22 protein-coding genes are annotated in these 19,098 nt (G+C 40.6%); 20 read left to right on the forward strand and 2 right to left on the reverse strand.

Annotation, left to right across the window (positions count from 1 at the left end):
• Nucleotides 1–27 precede the first annotated feature (27 nt).
• The gene (locus GSF08_RS07085; protein WP_000985015.1) at nucleotides 28–414 is read right to left on the reverse strand and encodes a YdcP family protein; all 387 of its coding nucleotides are present in this window, start codon (nucleotides 412–414) and stop codon (nucleotides 28–30) included.
• Between the two features lie 15 nt (nucleotides 415–429).
• Complete coding sequence (locus tag GSF08_RS07090; RefSeq protein ID WP_000420682.1) at nucleotides 430–744, reverse strand: YdcP family protein; 315 nt, start codon at nucleotides 742–744, stop codon at nucleotides 430–432.
• A 437-nt stretch (nucleotides 745–1,181) separates the two neighbouring features.
• On the opposite strand from GSF08_RS07090, the gene GSF08_RS07095 reads away from it, so the two are divergent.
• From GSF08_RS07095 to GSF08_RS07190, 20 genes are all read left to right on the forward strand, one after another.
• The gene (locus GSF08_RS07095) at nucleotides 1,182–1,763 is read left to right on the forward strand and encodes a hypothetical protein (RefSeq protein ID WP_160625117.1); all 582 of its coding nucleotides are present in this window, start codon (nucleotides 1,182–1,184) and stop codon (nucleotides 1,761–1,763) included.
• A gap of 11 nt (nucleotides 1,764–1,774) precedes the next feature.
• A complete protein-coding gene (gene glpK / locus GSF08_RS07100) occupies nucleotides 1,775–3,259 on the forward strand; it encodes a glycerol kinase GlpK (RefSeq protein WP_160625118.1) in 1,485 nt (494 codons plus the stop codon).
• A 109-nt stretch (nucleotides 3,260–3,368) separates the two neighbouring features.
• Entirely contained in the window at nucleotides 3,369–3,791 is a 423-nt protein-coding gene (locus GSF08_RS07105) for a hypothetical protein (RefSeq protein ID WP_160625119.1), read from the forward strand.
• A gap of 121 nt (nucleotides 3,792–3,912) precedes the next feature.
• Nucleotides 3,913–4,335 carry an FMN-binding protein gene (locus tag GSF08_RS07110; RefSeq protein WP_160625120.1) on the forward strand — a complete coding sequence of 141 codons (423 nt, stop codon included), beginning with the start codon at nucleotides 3,913–3,915 and terminating at the stop codon, nucleotides 4,333–4,335.
• 135 nt (nucleotides 4,336–4,470) lie between these two features.
• Nucleotides 4,471–4,851, forward strand: coding sequence for a NusG domain II-containing protein (locus tag GSF08_RS07115; RefSeq protein ID WP_160625121.1), 381 nt, complete (start codon nucleotides 4,471–4,473; stop codon nucleotides 4,849–4,851).
• Nucleotides 4,848–5,339 (forward strand): Gx transporter family protein, encoded by a 492-nt coding sequence (locus tag GSF08_RS07120; RefSeq protein WP_160625122.1) that lies wholly within the window; start codon nucleotides 4,848–4,850, stop codon nucleotides 5,337–5,339. Before GSF08_RS07115 ends, GSF08_RS07120 begins: the two co-directional genes overlap by 4 nt.
• Before the next feature lie 17 nt (nucleotides 5,340–5,356).
• Nucleotides 5,357–5,611 (forward strand): TIGR03905 family TSCPD domain-containing protein, encoded by a 255-nt coding sequence (locus GSF08_RS07125; RefSeq protein WP_160625123.1) that lies wholly within the window; start codon nucleotides 5,357–5,359, stop codon nucleotides 5,609–5,611.
• Nucleotides 5,612–5,705: 94 nt separating this feature from the next.
• Entirely contained in the window at nucleotides 5,706–7,490 is a 1,785-nt protein-coding gene (locus GSF08_RS07130) for an ABC transporter ATP-binding protein (RefSeq protein ID WP_160625124.1), read from the forward strand.
• The gene (locus tag GSF08_RS07135) at nucleotides 7,487–9,328 is read left to right on the forward strand and encodes an ABC transporter ATP-binding protein (protein WP_160625125.1); all 1,842 of its coding nucleotides are present in this window, start codon (nucleotides 7,487–7,489) and stop codon (nucleotides 9,326–9,328) included. Before GSF08_RS07130 ends, GSF08_RS07135 begins: the two co-directional genes overlap by 4 nt.
• Before the next feature lie 185 nt (nucleotides 9,329–9,513).
• A complete protein-coding gene (locus tag GSF08_RS07140) occupies nucleotides 9,514–10,005 on the forward strand; it encodes a dUTP diphosphatase (RefSeq protein WP_160625126.1) in 492 nt (163 codons plus the stop codon).
• Nucleotides 10,006–10,125: 120 nt separating this feature from the next.
• The gene (locus GSF08_RS07145) at nucleotides 10,126–10,464 is read left to right on the forward strand and encodes a PadR family transcriptional regulator (RefSeq protein ID WP_160625127.1); all 339 of its coding nucleotides are present in this window, start codon (nucleotides 10,126–10,128) and stop codon (nucleotides 10,462–10,464) included.
• A complete protein-coding gene (locus GSF08_RS07150) occupies nucleotides 10,442–11,410 on the forward strand; it encodes a DUF1700 domain-containing protein (RefSeq protein ID WP_160625128.1) in 969 nt (322 codons plus the stop codon). The genes GSF08_RS07145 and GSF08_RS07150 overlap by 23 nt, the downstream gene beginning before the upstream one ends.
• 1 nt (nucleotide 11,411) lies before the next feature.
• The gene (locus GSF08_RS07155) at nucleotides 11,412–11,873 is read left to right on the forward strand and encodes a hypothetical protein (protein ID WP_160625129.1); all 462 of its coding nucleotides are present in this window, start codon (nucleotides 11,412–11,414) and stop codon (nucleotides 11,871–11,873) included.
• A 304-nt stretch (nucleotides 11,874–12,177) separates the two neighbouring features.
• Nucleotides 12,178–12,660: a signal peptidase II gene (lspA, locus tag GSF08_RS07160; protein ID WP_160625130.1), complete on the forward strand. Its 483-nt coding sequence runs from the start codon at nucleotides 12,178–12,180 to the stop codon at nucleotides 12,658–12,660.
• Nucleotides 12,653–13,564, forward strand: a complete 912-nt coding sequence (locus tag GSF08_RS07165) for an RluA family pseudouridine synthase (protein WP_160625131.1) — start codon at nucleotides 12,653–12,655, stop codon at nucleotides 13,562–13,564. The genes lspA and GSF08_RS07165 overlap by 8 nt, the downstream gene beginning before the upstream one ends.
• Entirely contained in the window at nucleotides 13,561–14,805 is a 1,245-nt protein-coding gene (locus GSF08_RS07170; protein ID WP_160625132.1) for a rhomboid family intramembrane serine protease, read from the forward strand. Before GSF08_RS07165 ends, GSF08_RS07170 begins: the two co-directional genes overlap by 4 nt.
• A complete protein-coding gene (locus GSF08_RS07175; protein WP_160625133.1) occupies nucleotides 14,802–15,278 on the forward strand; it encodes a deoxycytidylate deaminase in 477 nt (158 codons plus the stop codon). Before GSF08_RS07170 ends, GSF08_RS07175 begins: the two co-directional genes overlap by 4 nt.
• Nucleotides 15,279–15,459: 181 nt before the next feature.
• Nucleotides 15,460–17,457 carry a DUF1430 domain-containing protein gene (locus tag GSF08_RS07180; RefSeq protein ID WP_160625134.1) on the forward strand — a complete coding sequence of 666 codons (1,998 nt, stop codon included), beginning with the start codon at nucleotides 15,460–15,462 and terminating at the stop codon, nucleotides 17,455–17,457.
• A 3-nt stretch (nucleotides 17,458–17,460) separates the two neighbouring features.
• Complete coding sequence (locus tag GSF08_RS07185) at nucleotides 17,461–18,102, forward strand: putative bacteriocin export ABC transporter (RefSeq protein ID WP_160625135.1); 642 nt, start codon at nucleotides 17,461–17,463, stop codon at nucleotides 18,100–18,102.
• 127 nt (nucleotides 18,103–18,229) lie between these two features.
• Nucleotides 18,230–19,087 (forward strand): AraC family transcriptional regulator, encoded by an 858-nt coding sequence (locus GSF08_RS07190; RefSeq protein WP_160625136.1) that lies wholly within the window; start codon nucleotides 18,230–18,232, stop codon nucleotides 19,085–19,087.
• The last annotated feature ends 11 nt before the right edge of the window (nucleotides 19,088–19,098 follow it).

Consider the following 19,098-nt stretch of genomic DNA (forward strand, 5'->3'; position numbering starts at 1 on the left):
CGAAAAAGTCTCCTTTCTACCTAGCGACTATTTGTCTTGTGTCGGTTCTTTCTTTGCTTGTGGTTGAGCTTTGAATGAACTAGAATCCTTTGTCAGCACAATATCGTCTGCCTTGATATACCAGTCAACATCTGCTCCTTGATAGGTGGCAGTAGCAACGGTGTCCGCAATGGGATTGATAAGTTCCACCCGTGCGTTATAATCAAACTCTTTCAAAGGCACGCTGGCAGGAATACTTACTTGAATCATGCGTCCTTGTCCTTTGGATTTTAAGTCATAGGTACGTTCCTTGATTTCATCTGAAACCGACCCGTCTTCATTTTGGATTCTCACTTCACGACGTAGAGCAGAGAATTTCAATTCTCCAAAAGTCGTGTCTTTATCTAATACAATGCCATTTGCTAATCTCATCATTTTTCCTCTCTTTCTTTATTCTTTTATCATGTCGTCAGCATGTAAAAGGTAATTTGTAAAACCACGAGTGCCGATTTTGTAGCCCTCTGCGGTAATACGTGGATTGACTAACTTCACACGTTCCTCAAAGCCGAAATGTTTTTCGCCAGCTTCAGCAGGAAGCACCACCACAATATCATCTGCTCTTTGAACATCAGAATAGAGATTATAGCTTCTTGATAAGACAGTTAGCCGTCCGTTGATTCTTCGCTGAACGACTTTATCCTCGCCAGCAAATTCTAAATTGCCGAATGTTTTTTCCATGTTGGGAATCACAAATTTAAGTTCCATATTTTTACCTATCCTTTCTTTTTTATTGGCTGAATGAATGTTTGATGGTCTTAAAGAGTGGGGAACGACCTTTTGATTCTTGATTTTTTGTTTTCATAAGTTCACTTCCTTTCAAAATCGGGTAAAAAAATAGACACCTCATTTTTTGAAGTGTCTACCTATTAAATATTCAAATTTTATTGGAAGTATCTTTATATCTTCACTTTTCAAGGATAAATCGTCGTATCAAAGCTCATTCATAAGTAGTAAATTAGTAGTAAATTGAGTGGTTTTGACCTTGATAAAGTGTGATAAGTCCAGTTTTTATGCGGATAACTAGATTTTTATGCTATTTTTGTAATTAAAAAGAAAAGCTGAAACATATCAGCTTTTTTTCGGTTTTGGATGATACGTGTCTTAGAGACATGATATAATAGAAACAGAAAGGAGGGATGATGATGAAGCGTAAATATCTCCTGTGTTTCATTCCTCTGATACTGGCTGGGTGTTCCATGAATCCGCAAGCTTTAAAGGCGGATGCCTATCAGGAAGAACTGCTGGAAAAATATGATGAAACTAAGGCGATTGAAGTGTATAACGGCACTTACTTTGAAGCGAAATTAACGGTGATGGACGCATATGTCCGGGATAATCAAACGATGTATTTTAATTATCAGCTGTATTTAAAACCGCTTGATAATTTAAATACAAAAAAATTGACTGTACGCATGAAATTGAACGAAAAACAGGCTGCCTACTACGGCGGAACTCCCGGACAAACTGTGTTCTCAACGATTACGTATCCGATGGTGCTGAATCAAAAAACGGATGTGCCATGTCTGGAATTTAATTTCAGTGTAGATTCTTCTGGGTTTCAGGAATTATCACAAGATGAATGGAAAATCATGATGAGTGATCTGCGGGTGGAAGTCAGTTGGGGCTCACATAAAGAAATAATTCATTTTCATCCTGACGATAAACCAATGACTTATTCTGCCAACAATGGTGAATTTTTACGTAGCTTTGGTAAGATTCAATAAGGAGGAGTATCATGAAGCGATATGTAATGGCAATCGATCAGGGAACAACCAGTACCCGGGCGATGCTGTTTGATGAAGAAAGCAATGTATTAGGGATTGCCCAGCGAGAACTGGAAAACTATTATCCGCAGCCGGGATGGGTAGAACAAAATGCCAACGATATCTGGGCAACGTGTGCCGGTGTGATCTTCGAGGTGCTTGCGAAATGCGGTGTATCGGCGCAGCAAATCGCGGCAATCGGGATTACCAATCAGCGTGAAACTACGGTGATATGGGATCGTAAAACTGGGCAGCCGATCTATTTTGCAATCGTATGGCAGTCTCGTCAAAGTGATGATTACATTCAGGAAATGAAACGTGCAGGTAAGGAAAGCTTCATTCGCAAGAAAACCGGACTTTTGCTGGATCCGTATTTTTCCGCCAGTAAAATCCGCTGGATTTTGGATCATGTGGATGGAGCGCAGCAGCGTGCGGAAGCCGGTGAACTATGCTTTGGTACGATTGATAGCTGGCTGATCTGGAAGCTGACGCAAGGAAAAGTACATGTGAGCGATGTGTCCAATGCTTCCCGCACCATGCTGATGAATTTGAAAACTTTACAGTATGATCCGGAGCTTTTAAAGCTTTGGAACATTCCAGCGGCGATGCTGCCGGATATTCGAGCCACCTCCGAGGTATACGGAGTATGCGATTCGGGGCTGTTCGGGGTTGAAATTCCGATTGGCGCAGCGGTCGGTGATCAGCAGGCGGCCTTATTCGGACAAACCTGCTTTGAAGCAGGCAGTGTTAAAAATACCTACGGAACCGGCTGTTTCTTACTAATGAATACCCGTGATCAGATTATTTCATCGAAGCATGGTTTGATTACCTGTGTCGGATGGAAATTGGGACAGGAAGTGGATTATGTCTTAGAAGGCAGTGTGTTTGTCGCCGGAGCAGCGATCCAGTGGCTGCGTGATGGCTTAAAGATTATCGCAGATTCTGCAGAAACACAGAAGTGTGCAGAATCACTTTCATCCTCCGATGGGGTTTATGTAGTACCGGCTTTCACTGGATTGGGTGCGCCATATTGGAAACCGCAGGCGAAGGGAGCGATCTTTGGATTAACCAGAGGCACGACCCAGAATCACATCATCCGCGCTACCTTGGAATCGCTTGCCTATCAGACCTATGATGTGATCGAAGCGATGAAACAGGATGCCGGTGTGGAGCTCTGTGCCTTACAGGTAGACGGCGGAGCATCGCGCAATGACTATCTGTTACAGTTTCAAAGCGATCTGCTGAACTGTCGGGTTCAGCGTTCCTTGGTATCGGAAACCACTGCGCTGGGAGCTGCTTATTTAGCGGGCTTAGCAGTCGGCTACTGGCCTGATAAAGAGACCATTAAAGCGAATTATCATGTTGGCGCAGCGTTTGAGAGCAAACTGGACTTTAAGACGCGTACAAAACTCTTAAAAGGGTGGAAAGACTGCATCCATGCGCTGCTTGAAAAGTGAGCGGTATCCTCTATAAAGCGATCCCTATATCTGGAAAAAGAATGTATTGTGAATCAGTTGACAAGCATATGCTTGTTTGATAGTATAGGGAGGCAAAGGAGGAGAATGCATGAAAAAATTGATCGTTTTAGCTTTCGCGGCTATGCTGTTAACTGCCTGTGGCAGTGAATCAGAGGTGAGCGGAAAAGCGGAGTCTAAGAAAACAGAGGATGGGTCTTATGTAACCGCTGAAGTTACTAAAAAAGGTGATAAAATCACTAAGGTTTCTATTAACGAATATGATGCAAGCAAAAAGAAAATGAAGAAAGCGCTTGGCAGTGACTACGGCATGAAAGCTCAGTCAGGAATTGGCAAAGAGTGGGATGAGCAGATCAAATACCTGGAAACATATCTGAAAGATAACGGTATTGATTCTGTGAAGATCGATAAAGCTACTGGTAAAGCGACAAATGACGATGTTCTGAGCGGCTGCACCATTGCAGTATCCAAATACGTAGAAACGGCTAAAGAAGCTGCAGATTCAGCAAAATAAATTAAGTATTAATAAGGGAAAGACTGTTCGCAGTCTTTTTTTATCAGGCTTTGACGGAAAGGAAAAGCAAATCGCATAGCATTGGGAAAACCGTACATAGTAAGGGTAATGGAGGTGCAATATGCGCAAAGGAATATTGATCGGTTTGTTGCTTCTGCTGTGCGGCTGCGGCAGTAAGGAAGTTGTTAAAAAGGGTGAGGGAACGTATACAAACCAAGAAGGTGAAGTCACAACCGTTCATGTGAATTATAAAAATGATAAGCTGACAAAGGTAACGATTGATGAAACGACCGGTACGACAACAAAACGAAAATTGGGCAAGGAATATCATATGAAAGACGCCAGTGTTATCGGTAAGGAATGGGATGAACAGATGGATTATCTGCAGACGTATATCAAAGATCACGGGATTGAGGAAATTCAGCTGGATGAACAGGGCAAGGCAAAAAATGAGGATGTACTGAGCGGCTGTACGATTTCCATAGACGGATATCTAAAGGCAGTGAAAAGTGCGATGGAGCAATCGAAGGAAGCTTCAAAATAATTTATAAATGCCTGGAATCGGTCGGATAACAGGCATTTTCTTAATAAAAATGCTTCTCCAAAAGGATATTTCACATATTTAAGGTAGAAAAGAAAAGCAGAGATGATATAATAGTGGTGTTGTAAGGAGGTCTGGATGAATAAAGCAGATAAGATATGCGTGGTACTGATTATCGCTGCGTCGATACTCATTTACCTGCCGTTGTTCATCACGGATCGCATCAATGAAGGAAAAGCCAAGGAAGCGATAGTCCGTTATCGGGATCGGGAAATTTTAAAAATCGATTTAAAACAGGATAAGGTGTATCATGTATCGGGTACACTGGGCGATGTGAAGATTGAAGTCAAGGATGAGGCAATCCGGGTCGAAAAAGAAAACTCACCGTATCATTTGTGTTCCCGTCAGGGATGGGTGAAGGATGCCAGTCGTCCGATCATCTGCCTTCCCAATGATATCGTTGTCGATATTGAAGTAAAGGATGGGGCATCATCATCAGATGATGCAGTGATACGATGAGCCGCACAAAGCGCTGGATTCAGCTTGCGATGTTGAGTGCCTTAGCGATTCTGTTTCATATGATTGAAGCTATGATTCCGATTCCGCTGCCAATTCCCGGTTTTAAATTGGGGCTTGCCAATATCGTAGGACTGATCGCATTATATCGGTTTGACGGAAAGGCAATGCTTCTGGTAAATGTTCTGCGAGTGCTGATTGCATCGCTGCTCCGAGGCATTATCTTCGGCACCCCCTTCTGGCTGTCGATAACCGGTGTGCTGTTAAGCAGCTTTTTGGCAATCTGGGCAAAAAAGCATACACCGCTCAGTGTATATGGTGTAAGCATGGTTGCGAGCGTTTTTCACTGCATTGGGCAGATGATTGCAGTGACGTTTATTTATCAGCAGTACCTGATGGGGGCCTTATTGCCGCTGCTCATGGTGCTTTCGATTCCAACCGGCATCCTGATCGGATATCTTGCTGATCAGGTACAAAGACGTATCGCATAGGGTAAGGAGAGATAACAATGACAACATTCACATATAGACCAAAGGGTGTATGTTCACAGGAAATGGTTTTTGAGATTGAGGACGACCGTATCATGAATGTTAAGATCGTGGGCGGATGCCAGGGGAATTTACTGGGAATATCAAATATTATTAAGGGAAAAACATTGGAAGAGGTAATTTCATCATTTGAAGGTGTTGAATGCGGAAGCAAGAAAACATCCTGTCCTGATCAGATTGCAAGAGCGCTGCGGCAGTACAAGCAGGGAGTTTAGGATCGGGAAACGCTTGCCCATAAGGGGTAATGTATTAAAATGACTGAAAATAGGCCTTTTGGCCTATTTTTTTATAAATGTAAGGAGGGAATGTATGGAGAAGTTAAGATTTATTATGCAGTATGCGAAACCGCAGCAGAAGCGCTTGCTTACGATTTTTTTGTATGTGTTGTTGTATGCTGGTTTCATGCTGATTGCACCGCTGATTATCAGCTTTATGGTGGATTCCGCAATCAATGGTCTGCCGATTCAGTATGCCTGGCTGGAAACGGCAGTGCGATCAATCGGCGGCACAGCTTATCTGAGAGAAAATCTGTGGATCGGCGCTGTTATCATTTTCATCGTGTATGTTGTGATTGCGTTTGCACTGTATAAGCGCGGTGTAGATTGCGGTATCATCGGCGAGACCTTTGCCAAGAATATTCGCGATGCGATGTATGACCACTTGCAGAAGCTGCCGTTTTCCTACCATAAGTCGCGTGACAGCGGCGATCTGATCCAGCGAAGCACATCGGATATTGAACAGGTACGGCGTTTTTTAGGAACCCAGATATCGGAAATGATGTATGCGATTCTGATCGTTTTGGTCGCCGCCTGCATCCTGTATTCGATTCATCCGAAGCTAATGCTGCTGTCGGTCATGGTCATGCCGTTTTTGGTGCTGGCATCACTGCTGTTCTTCACCAAGGCCAAGCGGATATTTCTAAGCTGTGACTGGGCCGAGAGCGAAATGACAACAGTGCTGCAGGAAAATTTGAATGCAACCCGCGTCGTGAAAGCTTTTAACCGCGAGTTGTTTGAAATCGATAAGTTTGAAAAAGCAAATGAGAAGTTTCGTCAAAAGCTCTGTGAGCTGTTGAATGCTCTGGCGCTGTTTTGGGGCTCTACCGATTTTCTGTGTACCGGACAGATTTTGGTAATGATTTATTTTGGGATTCAGTTTGCCCAGCAGGGGACGCTCAGTGCCGGGAATTTCTTTGTTTTTCTGACCTATGAAGGCATGATTATCTGGCCGATGCGTCAGTTGGGCAGAATCATTGCCGATATGGGTAAGGTATCGGTAGCGATAACCCGCATCAAAGAGGTGCTCGATGAACCGAGCGAGGATCTGACGACCGGGCTTACGCCTGAGGTAAAAGGCCATATTGAATTTAAACATGTAAGCTTTCAATATGAAGATGGGGATGCCCATACGCTTCATGATATTAATTTCTCGATCGAGCCGAAGCAAACCGTTGCGATCATGGGGCCGACCGGATCAGGAAAATCATCGCTGGTGCATCTGCTGACGCGAATTTATGATTACAATGAAGGCTCGATTCTGGTTGACGGCGTGGAGCTTCGGACAATCTCAAAGGCTTGGATTCGCAAGCAGATCAGTATTGTGCTGCAGGAGCCGTTTCTTTTTTCCAAATCTATTTATGATAATATCGCTTTGGCAAAGCGGGGAGCCTCAGCGAGTGATGTTAAGCGGGCAGCGAAGCTGGCAAGCATTCACGATGTGATCGAAACCTTTGATCAAGGCTATGATACAGAGGTCGGCGAGCGTGGTGTTACACTGTCGGGAGGACAGAAACAGCGTATTGCGATTGCCCGAACGATTATCAATGAATCTCCGATTGTGATTTTTGATGATTCGCTTAGTGCTTTGGATACCAAAACCGATGCAAATATACAGGAAGCATTAAAAACCATCAGTGCCGATATGACGATGCTGATCATTACGCATCGTGTAAATTCAGCCCGCGGAGCAGATAAGATCATCGTCCTGGATGAGGGCAGAATAGCTCAGATCGGAACGCATGAGGAATTGGTTCATCAAGAAGGACTGTATAAAAAAATCCATGATATACAAAATGAAGGGAGGGATGAAGCATGAGCGAACGGGTCATGAAGGAACAAGAGTTTTACACCGATACAATGGATCGCAAGCTATGGGGTAAAATTATCCGGCTGCTGATGGAGCATAAGCGTCAGATGACCTGGCTTGCGGTATTCATGATCATATCTGCATTGTTGGATGTGCTGGTGCCGCTCTTAAATAAATATGCGATTGATACGTATGTGACGAATCATGAAAGCTTAAAATCGCTGCCGTTGTTTATCGGCATTTATCTGGGTGCGATCACCCTGCAGTGTCTGGATGTCTATCTGTTTTTCAGACAGGCCGGTTGGATGGAGAGCACTTTTGGTAAAAATTTGCGTGATAAAGCTTTCCGTAAGCTGCAGAATTTGTCCTTCAGTTATTTTGATAAGACCAGCAACGGCTGGTTAATGGCGCGGCTGACCGGGGATACGGCGCGCTTGGCGGAGATCATGGCCTGGTCGATCGTCGATCTGGTTTGGGGCTTTGTGGTGATGTTTGGCATCGTTATCGTCATGTTAATTGTGAACTGGCAGCTGGCACTCATTGTGTTGGTAATCGTACCGCCCCTGTATTTGATTTCATTATTTTTTCAGCGCCGCATATTAGCGGCGCATCGACAGACGCGTAAGATCAACTCACAAATAACGGCCGGCTTTGCGGAAGGTATCAACGGTGCCAAAACCACAAAGACGCTGGTGCTGGAGAATAATAACTTTGAAAGCTTTCAGGATATCACCGGAAGCATGAAGCATTATTCTATTAGGGCTGCCCGTATCAATGCGGTGTTTCAGCCTATTGTATTTTTGCTTAGTGCTATCGTTATCGGAGCTTTGCTGACGATCGGCGGTAATCAGATTCTGTTGAAGGCAATCCCTTTTGGAACGCTTACGCTGTTCATCCAATATGCGAATTTATTCTTTGATCCGCTGAAGCAGGTAGCACGGATCATGGCGGAGCTGCAAATGGCACAGGCTTCCGCGGAGCGAATTGTCGGGCTGTTGGAAGAGCCGGTTGCGATTGTTGATCGGGAAGATGTCATTGAGCGCTATGGTACTTTGATGGAGCCAAAAAGCAATCAATATGAGAAGATTGACGGTAATGTAAAGTTTGATCACCTTAACTTTCACTATTATAAAGAAGAACCGGTGTTAAAGGACTTCTGCTTGGATGTGAAAAAGGGTGAAATGATCGCTTTGGTCGGTGAGACCGGAAGTGGAAAAAGCACCATTGTCAATCTGCTGTGCCGTTTCTATGAACCGATCAGCGGTCAGATATTGATTGATGGCTTGGATTATCGAGAGCGTTCTATCGGCTGGCTTCATGCTCAGATCGGTTATGTACTTCAGTCTCCGACCTTATTCAGCGGAACGATCAAAGATAATATCCGCTATGGTAAGCTGGATGCTACAGATGAAGAAATAGAACACGTTGCCAAGGTAGTGAATGCTCATCATTTTATTATGAAGATGGATAAGGGATATGACAGTGATATCGGAGAAGCCGGAGAACGGCTTTCAACCGGTGAAAAGCAGCTGATATCCTTTGCCCGCGCGATTATCGCGGATCCCAGCATCGTCATCCTGGATGAGGCAACCAGTTCGATCGATACGCAGAGTGAACGAATTATTCAGGATGCGATCGGTAAGCTTCTGGAAGGCCGTACCAGTTTTGTCGTAGCACATCGTTTATCGACAATCGTACATGCGGACAAAATACTGGTTATGCAGTACGGAGAAATTGTTGAACAGGGTACCCATGAGGAACTGCTGGCAAAACACGGTTATTATTATGAATTGTATACCAATCAGTATCGTGAGGAGCAGCAAGGCAAGCTGCTGAAAAAGTCCTGATTGTAGGTTAAAATGATTATGTTCAGATATCATTTTGAAAGTCTGTGTGCTGATTATCCGATTGAGAGATAAAAATTGGGAAGGAAACTTAGTGTTCTTCTCAATAAAATCAGATCGATGGATGAAACAAAATTATGAGATCAAATTGATAGGGCATGGTATAATTCATGCGAGAGGTGTTAAATATGGAATGCAAAATTAATGATTTATATGAATTGCAGGAAGCACTGGATGACCGTATTTTTGAACAGCATGGTGTAACCAGAGCGGATACGATGACCCGCCGGCAATTAGCTTTGCTCGTTGAAATCAGCGAGCTGGCAAATGAAACCCGCTGTTTTAAATTCTGGTCGAACAAAGGACCGAGTGCTCAGGATGTCATCCTCGAGGAATATGCTGACGGTATTCACTTTCTGTTATCACTTGGGATCGATCTTAAAGACGATAGCGAGTCACTTTCCGCAATGGAAATTGAAGGCTCAAAGCATGAAGCTTTTTTGATGATCTACGAGCTGGCAAATGAATTCTTCAAGCATTGCTCTCTTAAGTCCTATCATACTTTGTTTGAAGCGTACTTGGGACTTGGGGTAAAATTAGGGCTTCATGCAGATATGATCCGTGAATATTATTTTAAGAAAAATCAAAAAAATCATGATCGGCAGAATGCTAACTATTGAGAGTATAAAAAGATAACATGTTATGGCTCATGTTATCTTTTTTTATTTTCTGCTATATTTAATTATTTAGTACTTGACAATACAAAGTACCGTGCGTATTATAATAGTGAGGTGAGGTGCATGAACACACAATTTAAAAAGGGCGTGCTGGAACTCATCGTACTGTTATCTGTTAACAAAAAGGACATGTACGGATATGAACTTGTATCAGAGGTCAGTAAGGTTGTAGATGTGAATGAAGGAACCATTTATCCGCTGTTGAAACGACTGACCAACGAGAAGTATTTTGAAACCTACTTGGAGGAATCCAAAGAGGGACCGCCCCGAAAGTATTATCATCTGACCATATTGGGAAGGCGATACCAGAAGGAGCTGCTCCGTGAATGGAGCACCTTCTGTAAACAGGTAAATGAATTTATTAAGGAGAGTGAAGAATATGACGAAGCAGCAGTTTATTGATGAATTGAACCGTCGTCTTCAGATCATCAGTGAGAAAGAGCGAAAAGATATTATTGATGAATATTGCAATCACATTGATATGAGAATGGCGGAGGGGAAAAGTGAAGAGGAAGCAATAGAGGATTTCGGTGATATTGATGAATTGATTTCTGATATTCTGGATGCGTATAAAATTAATACGAAAAGTATGCAGGATGAAACCTTTGAAGGAAAGATGAACCGCTTCCTGGATGATTTATTTGAAGGGCTCAAGAAAATTGTTTCCCATTTTACGTCCTTGGATATGGATGGGGTTGTTCATCTATTGTTTGAATTGTTCATAACATTGATTATTCTGGCTGTGCTTCGCTGGCCATTTGAATTAATAGCCGATCTTGGTGACAGTTTGCTGGATTCGGTTTTCGGCTTTGGCATCGGCAGCTTCTTCGGTGGATTGTGGCACGCGGTGGTAATGATTATTTTCATTGTTTTGTGTATCGTTGTGATCATTAATATTTTTGCCAAACGTGTAAGCCATTATCGGCACCGAGAACATGATGGAAAAACAGTAATCGATGATTTAAAAGAGAGTTTCTCTTTTGAACAAGCGAAGGAAAATATTCATAATATGAGCAATGAAAAAGAGGCAGAAGCGGGAGCGGCCCATGAGAAGATGTATCATGAACGACAGCCGTATGATGACAAGGATGACCGCACGACTTACCGTTATCGCGATAGCTCCGCAAATTCAGCTGTATCCATTCTTATCAAGATATTTGCGGTTCTCTGTATGATCCCTTTGATTGGCATTATGGTCGGTCTTTCGATTCTGCTGGCGATCATGGTCGTTTGCAGTGTGCAGGGCTTTACAATGGTTGGAGCTTATCTGATCGTGATCGGACTTATGATCGGTGATGGAGCGGTGATTGATCTTATCAGCAGCTTTGCCTTCAAGGGAGGGAAATAATATGAAGAAATTTCTGATTTCCATAATTGTTTCCATCGTCATGGTAACGGCCGGCGCGATGACTTTCTTTTTTGAATTGAGTGATTTTGAAATTGTTGAAGGAAAAGATTTTACACCGTATGAAGAAAGTGCAATGAAGAGCACTACACTGAATGTGAAGGATGCGCCGATCATCATTGACAGCGATGACTATCTGAATATCGAATGGCGCTATGATGACAGCATGAAGGATGAAGTAAAGATCATGACCAGTCCATATCTTTCCATGGATCGTCATAATAATTATATCAATATAAATACTCGGCACTACTCCTTCAAGGATGCGGTAAAAATCGGAGAATATATCCTGAACGGTTTGAAGAAACATGAGATTCGTATTCATGATCACGATCATTATGGTTTTACTGAGGTGATCATTATCTGTTCCAAGGACAATATGTCCAATATCGTTATCAACGATTGATGTAACAAGTTTTCAGTATATATGATAAAATATTTCAATTTTGTATTGAAATATTTTTCTTTAATGATATAATAAAGACAGATTTCAAATAAGTTGCTTATTCGGACGATGAATATAGCCATATTCATAACCTCCTTGTTCCTAATTTGTTTTGTATTGGTTCGATAAGTAACAGGCGCTTCGGCGCTTTTTTTATGGATTAGAGGTATATCTGGAAATTTTTCAGGTAAAATTAATTTGATAAGGCTAAAGTTATTCATAATTGTGATATAATATCTGATAGCTGAAAAGAAAGGTTGATCGTATGAAGAAAAAGCACGCTGCAATACTCGTATTGCTGATTGTACTCGATCAGCTGTCAAAGATTCTGGTTGACAGCAAGCTTATGCTGGGACAGAGTATAACGATTATCGATGACTTTTTTCATATTACATATGCACATAATACCGGAGCTGCTTGGAGCATGTTTGAAGGAAAAACGATATTTTTCTGTTTGATTGCCATAGCAGCGTTGGTTGTTATGTTTTATTTTTATCGAAATATGAAGCCGGAGGAAAAGCTGGTGCGCTGGGGCATCATTTTGATGATGGCCGGTACTGCTGGTAACTTGATTGACCGCTTGGTTTATCAATATGTCCGGGACTTTTTGGATTTTATTATTTTCGGTTATGATTTTCCGATCTTTAACCTTGCGGATATGGCGTTATGTATTGGGGTAGGGTTGATTATCCTCGATGTAGCGCTGGAATATTTTGAATCAATAGGAGCAATGAAACATCATGAGTGATTTTACTTGGAGCGTGGATACTGAAAAAGGTGAACGCATTGATAAATTTATTGCGAAACAGGAGCCGGATTTTTCCCGCAGCAGGCTTCAGGCTTTGATTGAAGATGGCAGTATTCTTGTCAATGGGTGTATCGTGAAAAGCAATTATAAACTGCGCGCACATGATGTAATCACTGCTGATTTAAAAGCCGATGAACCGTTGGAGGCAAAACCTGAGAATATCCCATTGGATATCATCTATGAGGACGAAGATGTAATTGTCATCAATAAGCCGAAAGGCATGGTAATTCATCCATCTGCAGGGAACCGAGAACATACCTTGGTGAATGCACTGCTGTATCATTGCCGTGATCTTTCCGGCATCAATGGTGTGCTGCGGCCGGGTATCGTTCATCGAATCGACAAGGATACGACGGGATTGATCGCGGCAGCGAAAAATGATAAAGCACATCGTTCTTTGGCAAAGCAGCTGGCTGATAAAACGATGAACCGAACATATTTGGCATTGGTCCACGGCGTGTTGGAGCATGACTATGGAACGATTGACGCACCGATCGGACGTGATGAAAAAGACCGGCAGAGGATGACCGTTACTGCTAAGAACAGCAAGAATGCAATTACTCATTTTAAAGTGATCGAGCGATTTCAGGAACATACTCTGGTAGAATGTCAGCTGGAGACCGGACGGACACATCAAATTCGCGTCCATATGCAGTATATCAAGCATCCCTTGGTAAATGATCCCAAATATGGTTATCGTAGGGATGAAGGAGGACAGATGCTGCATGCATGCGCATTGACATTTGTTCATCCTAAGACGCTGGAAGTCATGCGTTTTGAAGCACCGCTTCCGGAAGCATTTGAAAAAGTACTTGAAGAATTGCGAGCGAGGGAAGATTTATGAATTATTCAACCAATGATATTTATGTAATTCAGCTGGTAAATTATCTGGTTTCACAAGCTGATTATCAGATTGTGACCGTCCAGCAGCAGAAAAATGATATTTGGATGGTCAATGCGAAGCATGATACATATCCGGTGATCCGCTTATGCTCAGATCCAGCCGGAATCATGTATGACAAAGATTATATCCGGCAGATTCACCGGGCGATTTTAGATTTGATTCAACGGGAGGGAACGCTGCTGATCCTGAATACCGCTGAGGATCAAATTCCAGAGACTGGTGATGAGATGATTCAGGTCGTTGCGGTAACGCCTGATCATATCAGCGATGAATCAATCGAACTGTTGTACCCCAATCTTGCGGCAGCGGTTAAGAAGCCGGAAGATCCCAAACAGGAGCTGATCAAGCTTACCAGACACATCGAAGAGGTGCAGATGAAACAGCGGCGGCAGATTCTGAAAAAAGAAATCAAGCTTCCGAAAGTGACCGCGATATTGTGTGGCATCATGATCCTGTTGTTTATCATTGTCAGCTTTATCGCTGCCAACTCTCAAACGATGGTTGGCGCTACAGTGGCCATGGGCGCTCTCTACAAACAGAGCGTTATCGCCGCTTATGAATATTGGCGTATTTTCACCGCCGGATTTATTCATGCGGATATCTTTTCTTTGATTTTAAATGTCTTGATCTTAATGCAGATCGGATTTGTCTGTGAAAAATTATATAAGCCGTGGCAGTATATCTTTATTTTTGTGATATCTACTGTTGTCGGAAATTTATTTATGCTGATCGGTAATGCAAATCAGATCGCGATGGGTGCCGGTGCGGGTATTCTCGGTATCTTTGGAGCATTTATCGTAAACCTCTATGAAAATGGTACGCTGAAGCATCCGGTCATGCGCAGCATGCTGATTCGAATGGGCTTTATCTGCATGATTGATGTACTGGCTCCGGGCATCAGCATCCTTGGCTATATCGGTGGTTTGCTGGGAGGGGCATTTGTTGCCTTTTCAATCAGTGAGATACCGAAGTTCCAAACTCTGAAACATAATTTTAGAATTTCTTTTGTTATTATGTTTGCGGCGTTATCGGTTATGGTAATGCGTATCAAAACAGCTGAACCGCAGCAGCGGGTCATTGATAAACAGATCATAAAAGCGTATGATGCGATTGGATTTCATGGTTACGCCGGCTTTTTGGAGCGGCAGTATTCAGAATTCTATGCAGGAGGTATTCGATGAAACGGGAAGATGTATTAAGCTGGGATGAATATTTTATGGGACTGGCACATTTGAGTGCCAGACGTTCAAAAGACCCTTCGACTCAGGTTGGGGCGGCGATTGTATCACCGGATCGTAAGGTGGTCGGAATCGGCTACAACGGCTTTCCGATCGGCTGCAGCGATGATGAATTTCCATGGGAGCGGGAAGGCAGCTTTCAGGAAACAAAATATCCTTTTGTTGTCCATGCAGAGCTGAATGCTATTTTAAACAGCACGCGTGATTTACACGGCTGTACGATATATGTTTCTTTATTTCCGTGCAATGAGTGTGCAAAAGCGATTATTCAAAGCGGTATTGCCAGAATTGTATATGAATGTGATAAATATGCGGATCAAGATAATGTCATCGCCAGTAAAAAAATGCTGAATGCAGCAGGGGTTGAACTGGTTCAGCTTCCGTATTCTATAAAACTATCTGTTTCAAAATCCTGAAGAAAATTAAGTGATCTGATGGTTTTATATAGATGTATAGAAGAATATTTCTATATGAAAAGAAAATTAAAAGCCGGTTAAAAATGCCGGCTTTTCTTTATCAATAATGAACCATACAACCTGAGGCGTTTTTTTTAGCTTAAATATATGATAACATTAATTATATAATGGGGGTACGTTAATGAAAAAGATCGTTGTCTGTATATTTGCATGTATATCTTTAATAGGATTTGTATTATCATATGCAAATACAAGCGATATTTACAAATTATCATTATCTTTATCACCTGAACAAAACACAAATGTTGTTCGCTTTTTGTATTCACATGATGATAATCTTAATAATCACGAAAATGATTTTATAGAAAAAATGATTTATATAAATGATAGGAATAATACAACGATCATGAAAGTTTCACCGATTGATCAAACACATATTAATTATTATGCTTATTTTAAAAATGAGAATGTTTATCAGTATGCGGATCTCATTTTTACGAAACATGAAATGGATCGTTTGAATCAGAATAAATATTTTTTAATAACGAATGATCAAAATAGAAAAGCTGATTTATATTTTCCTATCTTTGCAAATGACGAAAAAGTGTATGTACATAATTTAAGGAATTACGATTCAATTGATGGACGTTATTCATTTATTGGAGCTAAGGCAAAAGATTCTTTTCTGCAACTTAAACAAAATTTTCCATCACTATCTTTTGAATTATTGAGTGAGGATGAAATTAAAATAAATAGCAATATATTGGATGCACCGCGAATACAAACATTCATTCAATTGTGTGTTATGCTTGTGATTATAGCAATTATTTGTCTATTAATGTATTATTCACAAATTCAAGAGAAGATAGCAATCAAAAAAATGTTTGGATATTCTTCAATAAATATTTTATTAAAAGAGAATAGAAAAATGATCTTTGAAGTAATGGTTGTCAATGCTTTTGTTTTTATAGTATGCTTCTTGATCTCAGTGAAGCAATTTAACATGTTTTCAACATTATTAATAAAATATCTACTTTCTTTTTTTCTATCTGAAGTTATTATGCTTTTTATAATTTTAGTATTTTTATTTTACTTTTTTAAAAAAGTTGAAATCACTAATCTGTTGAAGCATCAATTCAATTATAAAGGTTTATTAACATTAAATTTAATATTACGCAGTATGATCGTGATATTTGGCGTATCAATCATAGGAAATTATTTTAAGCCTATGATAGATGATGTTCAAGCGGTGCTTTCTTCCTTTCATTATCAACAGAACATTGAAGGTTATTATAAAGCGGATAACATGCAACAATTTGAATCAGATACAGTTGGCTATTTGCATGTTTTATACAATCAATTAAATGAATCTGGAGGAATTGGTGTGGAGACGCATTATTATGGGGATTTAGATAGGGGACACATACCTTATCTAGGAGTGAATGCAAATTATATTAACAAAATGAATATAAAAGATAACTGTAATAAAGTCCTACATATAAATGATAATGGTTATTATATTTTGGTTCCAGAAATTTATAAAAATGAGGTTAATAAATTTATTAAAAATGAACTAAGAAGTGATATTACGTGGAAAATAAAAACGATAAAAGATAATCAAGAATTTTTTACATTTGATAATTCAATCCATGAATCGGCAATGGGGTATGTTGAAAATCCATTTATAGTCGTATCTGATTTTGTGAATCCTTGGTTTGTTTATGGAACAGAAAAGCAGTTTGATAAAGATGAAATATATAAAGTACTAGTGTCAAAAGGGTATCAAGCAACTTTTGATATATATTCTGTTGATGAGACCTCCAAAGAACAATATCAGTTCACAATAAATAGATTGAAGGAGGAAATTCTTTTGATAAGCATTTCCTTTATGGCTTTATGTGCAGTAATATCCCAGTATGTAATTTCTTATATGAATGCTTTTAAGAAAGAAATTATGATTAAAAAAATGATGGGGCATAGTCTGATAAAACGTTATGATCGCATGCTGCTAATTATGACAATCTTTTATCTTGTGATTGCCGCTTATTACTTTGTATGGAATAGACCATTTATTGAGCAAATAACAGTTTTTGTGATATTCATGTTTGAATGCCTATATTCTGGATTTCTTATTGTAATTACTGAAAATAAAATAACGGCTGTAAGCCTTAAGGAGTAATCTATGGAATATATAGAAGTAAAAAATTTAGTAAAGAGGTTTGATGATCATGTTATTTTACATGATTTTAATGCTCGTTTTGAAAAAGGGACACTAACTGCGATTACTGGAGAATCAGGTTGTGGAAAATCTACATTGTTAAACATCATCGGTTTGATAGAAAAGCCTACTTCTGGTGAAATCTTGTATCAAGGATTTGAAGGATTTAAGCTCGGATCTAGGACTGTTATGAATCTTTTGCGGTATGAAATAGCTTACTTATTTCAAAATTATGCATTACTTGATAATGAGACAGTAGAAGCTAATTTAAAAATCGCCATGGAATATTCAAAAGATAAAAAAGATAGGACAGCTATTAGCCAAGCGCTTGAAAAAGTGAATCTGTCTCCTGCGATTATAACGAATAAAGTATATACGCTATCGGGAGGGGAACAGCAGCGTGTAGCTATGGCAAGAATACTTTTGAAACCCTGTACGGTTGTTTTAGCGGATGAACCTACCGGAAATTTAGATGAGGAAAATAAGGCTGAAATATTTCAACTTCTGAAATTGATGGCAGAAAGTGGAAAAATTGTAATAGTAGTTACTCATGATCAAGCTTTGGCAATTCAATGCCATAACAAAATCCACTTAGACAAGCAATGATATTCTAAAATATTGTGTAGAAAAGATATTCTGACGAATATCTTTTTATCTATCCATACCGTACCAAAAATAAGCGGATAGTATGTTGATCCCATGGTAAAATAAGAGGGACAGAAAGGTGGATGTCATGGACTGGAACCAAACCCTGCAGAGGATCGTTGATTATGTAGAACTGCATCTGCAGCGAAAGGAAGAACCGATCGATCAGGCGGAAATAGCACGGATTGCTGGATGTTCATTCAATTTTTATCAAAAAGTGTTTTCTTATATGAACAATATTAGCTTTGCTGAATATGTCCGTAACCGAAAGCTTACGCTGGCTGGCTATGATTTAAAAAGTACGGGAATGAAGGTAGTGGAAATCAGCTATAAATATGGGTATGATTCACCAACTTCCTTTTCAAAGGCGTTTCAGCTTTTTCATGGCATATCGCCAAGCATGGCAAGAAGCAGTTCCGCTCAGCTAAAAGTATATCCAAAAATGCAGCTCCATGAGAATGCAGAGTATTCATGGAAGCTGAAGCAGCTGCCGGCCTTTCGATTGATCGGAAAAAGTGTTACGGTTTCAGTAATGGATGCAGCAAAGCAAATACCAAAATTTTGGAGTGATTGTCAAAATGATGGAACCTTTTATAAGCTGACACAATTTGATCGAGGTACTATAAAGGGAATGTTTGGAGGATTTCATCATTTAGATGAAACGAAAAATCAGATCACTTATACGATGTCGGTGATTGCTGATCAAGCTGCTCCTGAAGGTTATGATGAATGGTTGATCTCAAAAAACACATGGGCGATCTTTGACTGCCGCGGACCTTTGCCGAAAGCGATACAAAATGGATGGAAATTCCTTCACGAGGAATGGCTTATGCAGTATCCATTTGGTCATGCAAACAGTCCCGAATTAGAGTGGTACAGTCGAGGAAATGTCTACGATGACGCATATCTAAGTCAAATATGGATACCGATCATCGTTGAACCATAGGAGGAATAGGA

This window comes from Copranaerobaculum intestinale, assembly GCF_009831105.1.
Lineage (GTDB): Bacteria > Bacillota_I > Bacilli_A > Erysipelotrichales > Erysipelotrichaceae > Copranaerobaculum > Copranaerobaculum intestinale.

Bases quoted from the DNA above. Each gene is read 5' to 3' on its own strand.
- GSF08_RS07180 (WP_160625134.1), top strand. From the start codon at position 15,460: ATGAAAAAGATCGTTGTCTGTATATTTGCATGTATATCTTTAATAGGA.
- GSF08_RS07130 (WP_160625124.1), top strand. From the start codon at position 5,706: ATGGAGAAGTTAAGATTTATTATGCAGTATGCGAAACCGCAGCAGAAG.
- GSF08_RS07185 (WP_160625135.1), top strand. From the start codon at position 17,461: ATGGAATATATAGAAGTAAAAAATTTAGTAAAGAGGTTTGATGATCAT.
- GSF08_RS07155 (WP_160625129.1), top strand. From the start codon at position 11,412: ATGAAGAAATTTCTGATTTCCATAATTGTTTCCATCGTCATGGTAACG.
- GSF08_RS07145 (WP_160625127.1), top strand. From the start codon at position 10,126: ATGAACACACAATTTAAAAAGGGCGTGCTGGAACTCATCGTACTGTTA.
- GSF08_RS07090 (WP_000420682.1), bottom strand. From the start codon at position 744: ATGGAACTTAAATTTGTGATTCCCAACATGGAAAAAACATTCGGCAAT.
- GSF08_RS07085 (WP_000985015.1), bottom strand. From the start codon at position 414: ATGATGAGATTAGCAAATGGCATTGTATTAGATAAAGACACGACTTTT.
- glpK (WP_160625118.1), top strand. From the start codon at position 1,775: ATGAAGCGATATGTAATGGCAATCGATCAGGGAACAACCAGTACCCGG.
- GSF08_RS07120 (WP_160625122.1), top strand. From the start codon at position 4,848: ATGAGCCGCACAAAGCGCTGGATTCAGCTTGCGATGTTGAGTGCCTTA.
- GSF08_RS07150 (WP_160625128.1), top strand. From the start codon at position 10,442: ATGACGAAGCAGCAGTTTATTGATGAATTGAACCGTCGTCTTCAGATC.
- GSF08_RS07105 (WP_160625119.1), top strand. From the start codon at position 3,369: ATGAAAAAATTGATCGTTTTAGCTTTCGCGGCTATGCTGTTAACTGCC.
- lspA (WP_160625130.1), top strand. From the start codon at position 12,178: ATGAAGAAAAAGCACGCTGCAATACTCGTATTGCTGATTGTACTCGAT.
- GSF08_RS07125 (WP_160625123.1), top strand. From the start codon at position 5,357: ATGACAACATTCACATATAGACCAAAGGGTGTATGTTCACAGGAAATG.
- GSF08_RS07135 (WP_160625125.1), top strand. From the start codon at position 7,487: ATGAGCGAACGGGTCATGAAGGAACAAGAGTTTTACACCGATACAATG.
- GSF08_RS07165 (WP_160625131.1), top strand. From the start codon at position 12,653: ATGAGTGATTTTACTTGGAGCGTGGATACTGAAAAAGGTGAACGCATT.
- GSF08_RS07110 (WP_160625120.1), top strand. From the start codon at position 3,913: ATGCGCAAAGGAATATTGATCGGTTTGTTGCTTCTGCTGTGCGGCTGC.
- GSF08_RS07175 (WP_160625133.1), top strand. From the start codon at position 14,802: ATGAAACGGGAAGATGTATTAAGCTGGGATGAATATTTTATGGGACTG.
- GSF08_RS07115 (WP_160625121.1), top strand. From the start codon at position 4,471: ATGAATAAAGCAGATAAGATATGCGTGGTACTGATTATCGCTGCGTCG.
- GSF08_RS07190 (WP_160625136.1), top strand. From the start codon at position 18,230: ATGGACTGGAACCAAACCCTGCAGAGGATCGTTGATTATGTAGAACTG.
- GSF08_RS07095 (WP_160625117.1), top strand. From the start codon at position 1,182: ATGAAGCGTAAATATCTCCTGTGTTTCATTCCTCTGATACTGGCTGGG.
- GSF08_RS07170 (WP_160625132.1), top strand. From the start codon at position 13,561: ATGAATTATTCAACCAATGATATTTATGTAATTCAGCTGGTAAATTAT.
- GSF08_RS07140 (WP_160625126.1), top strand. From the start codon at position 9,514: ATGGAATGCAAAATTAATGATTTATATGAATTGCAGGAAGCACTGGAT.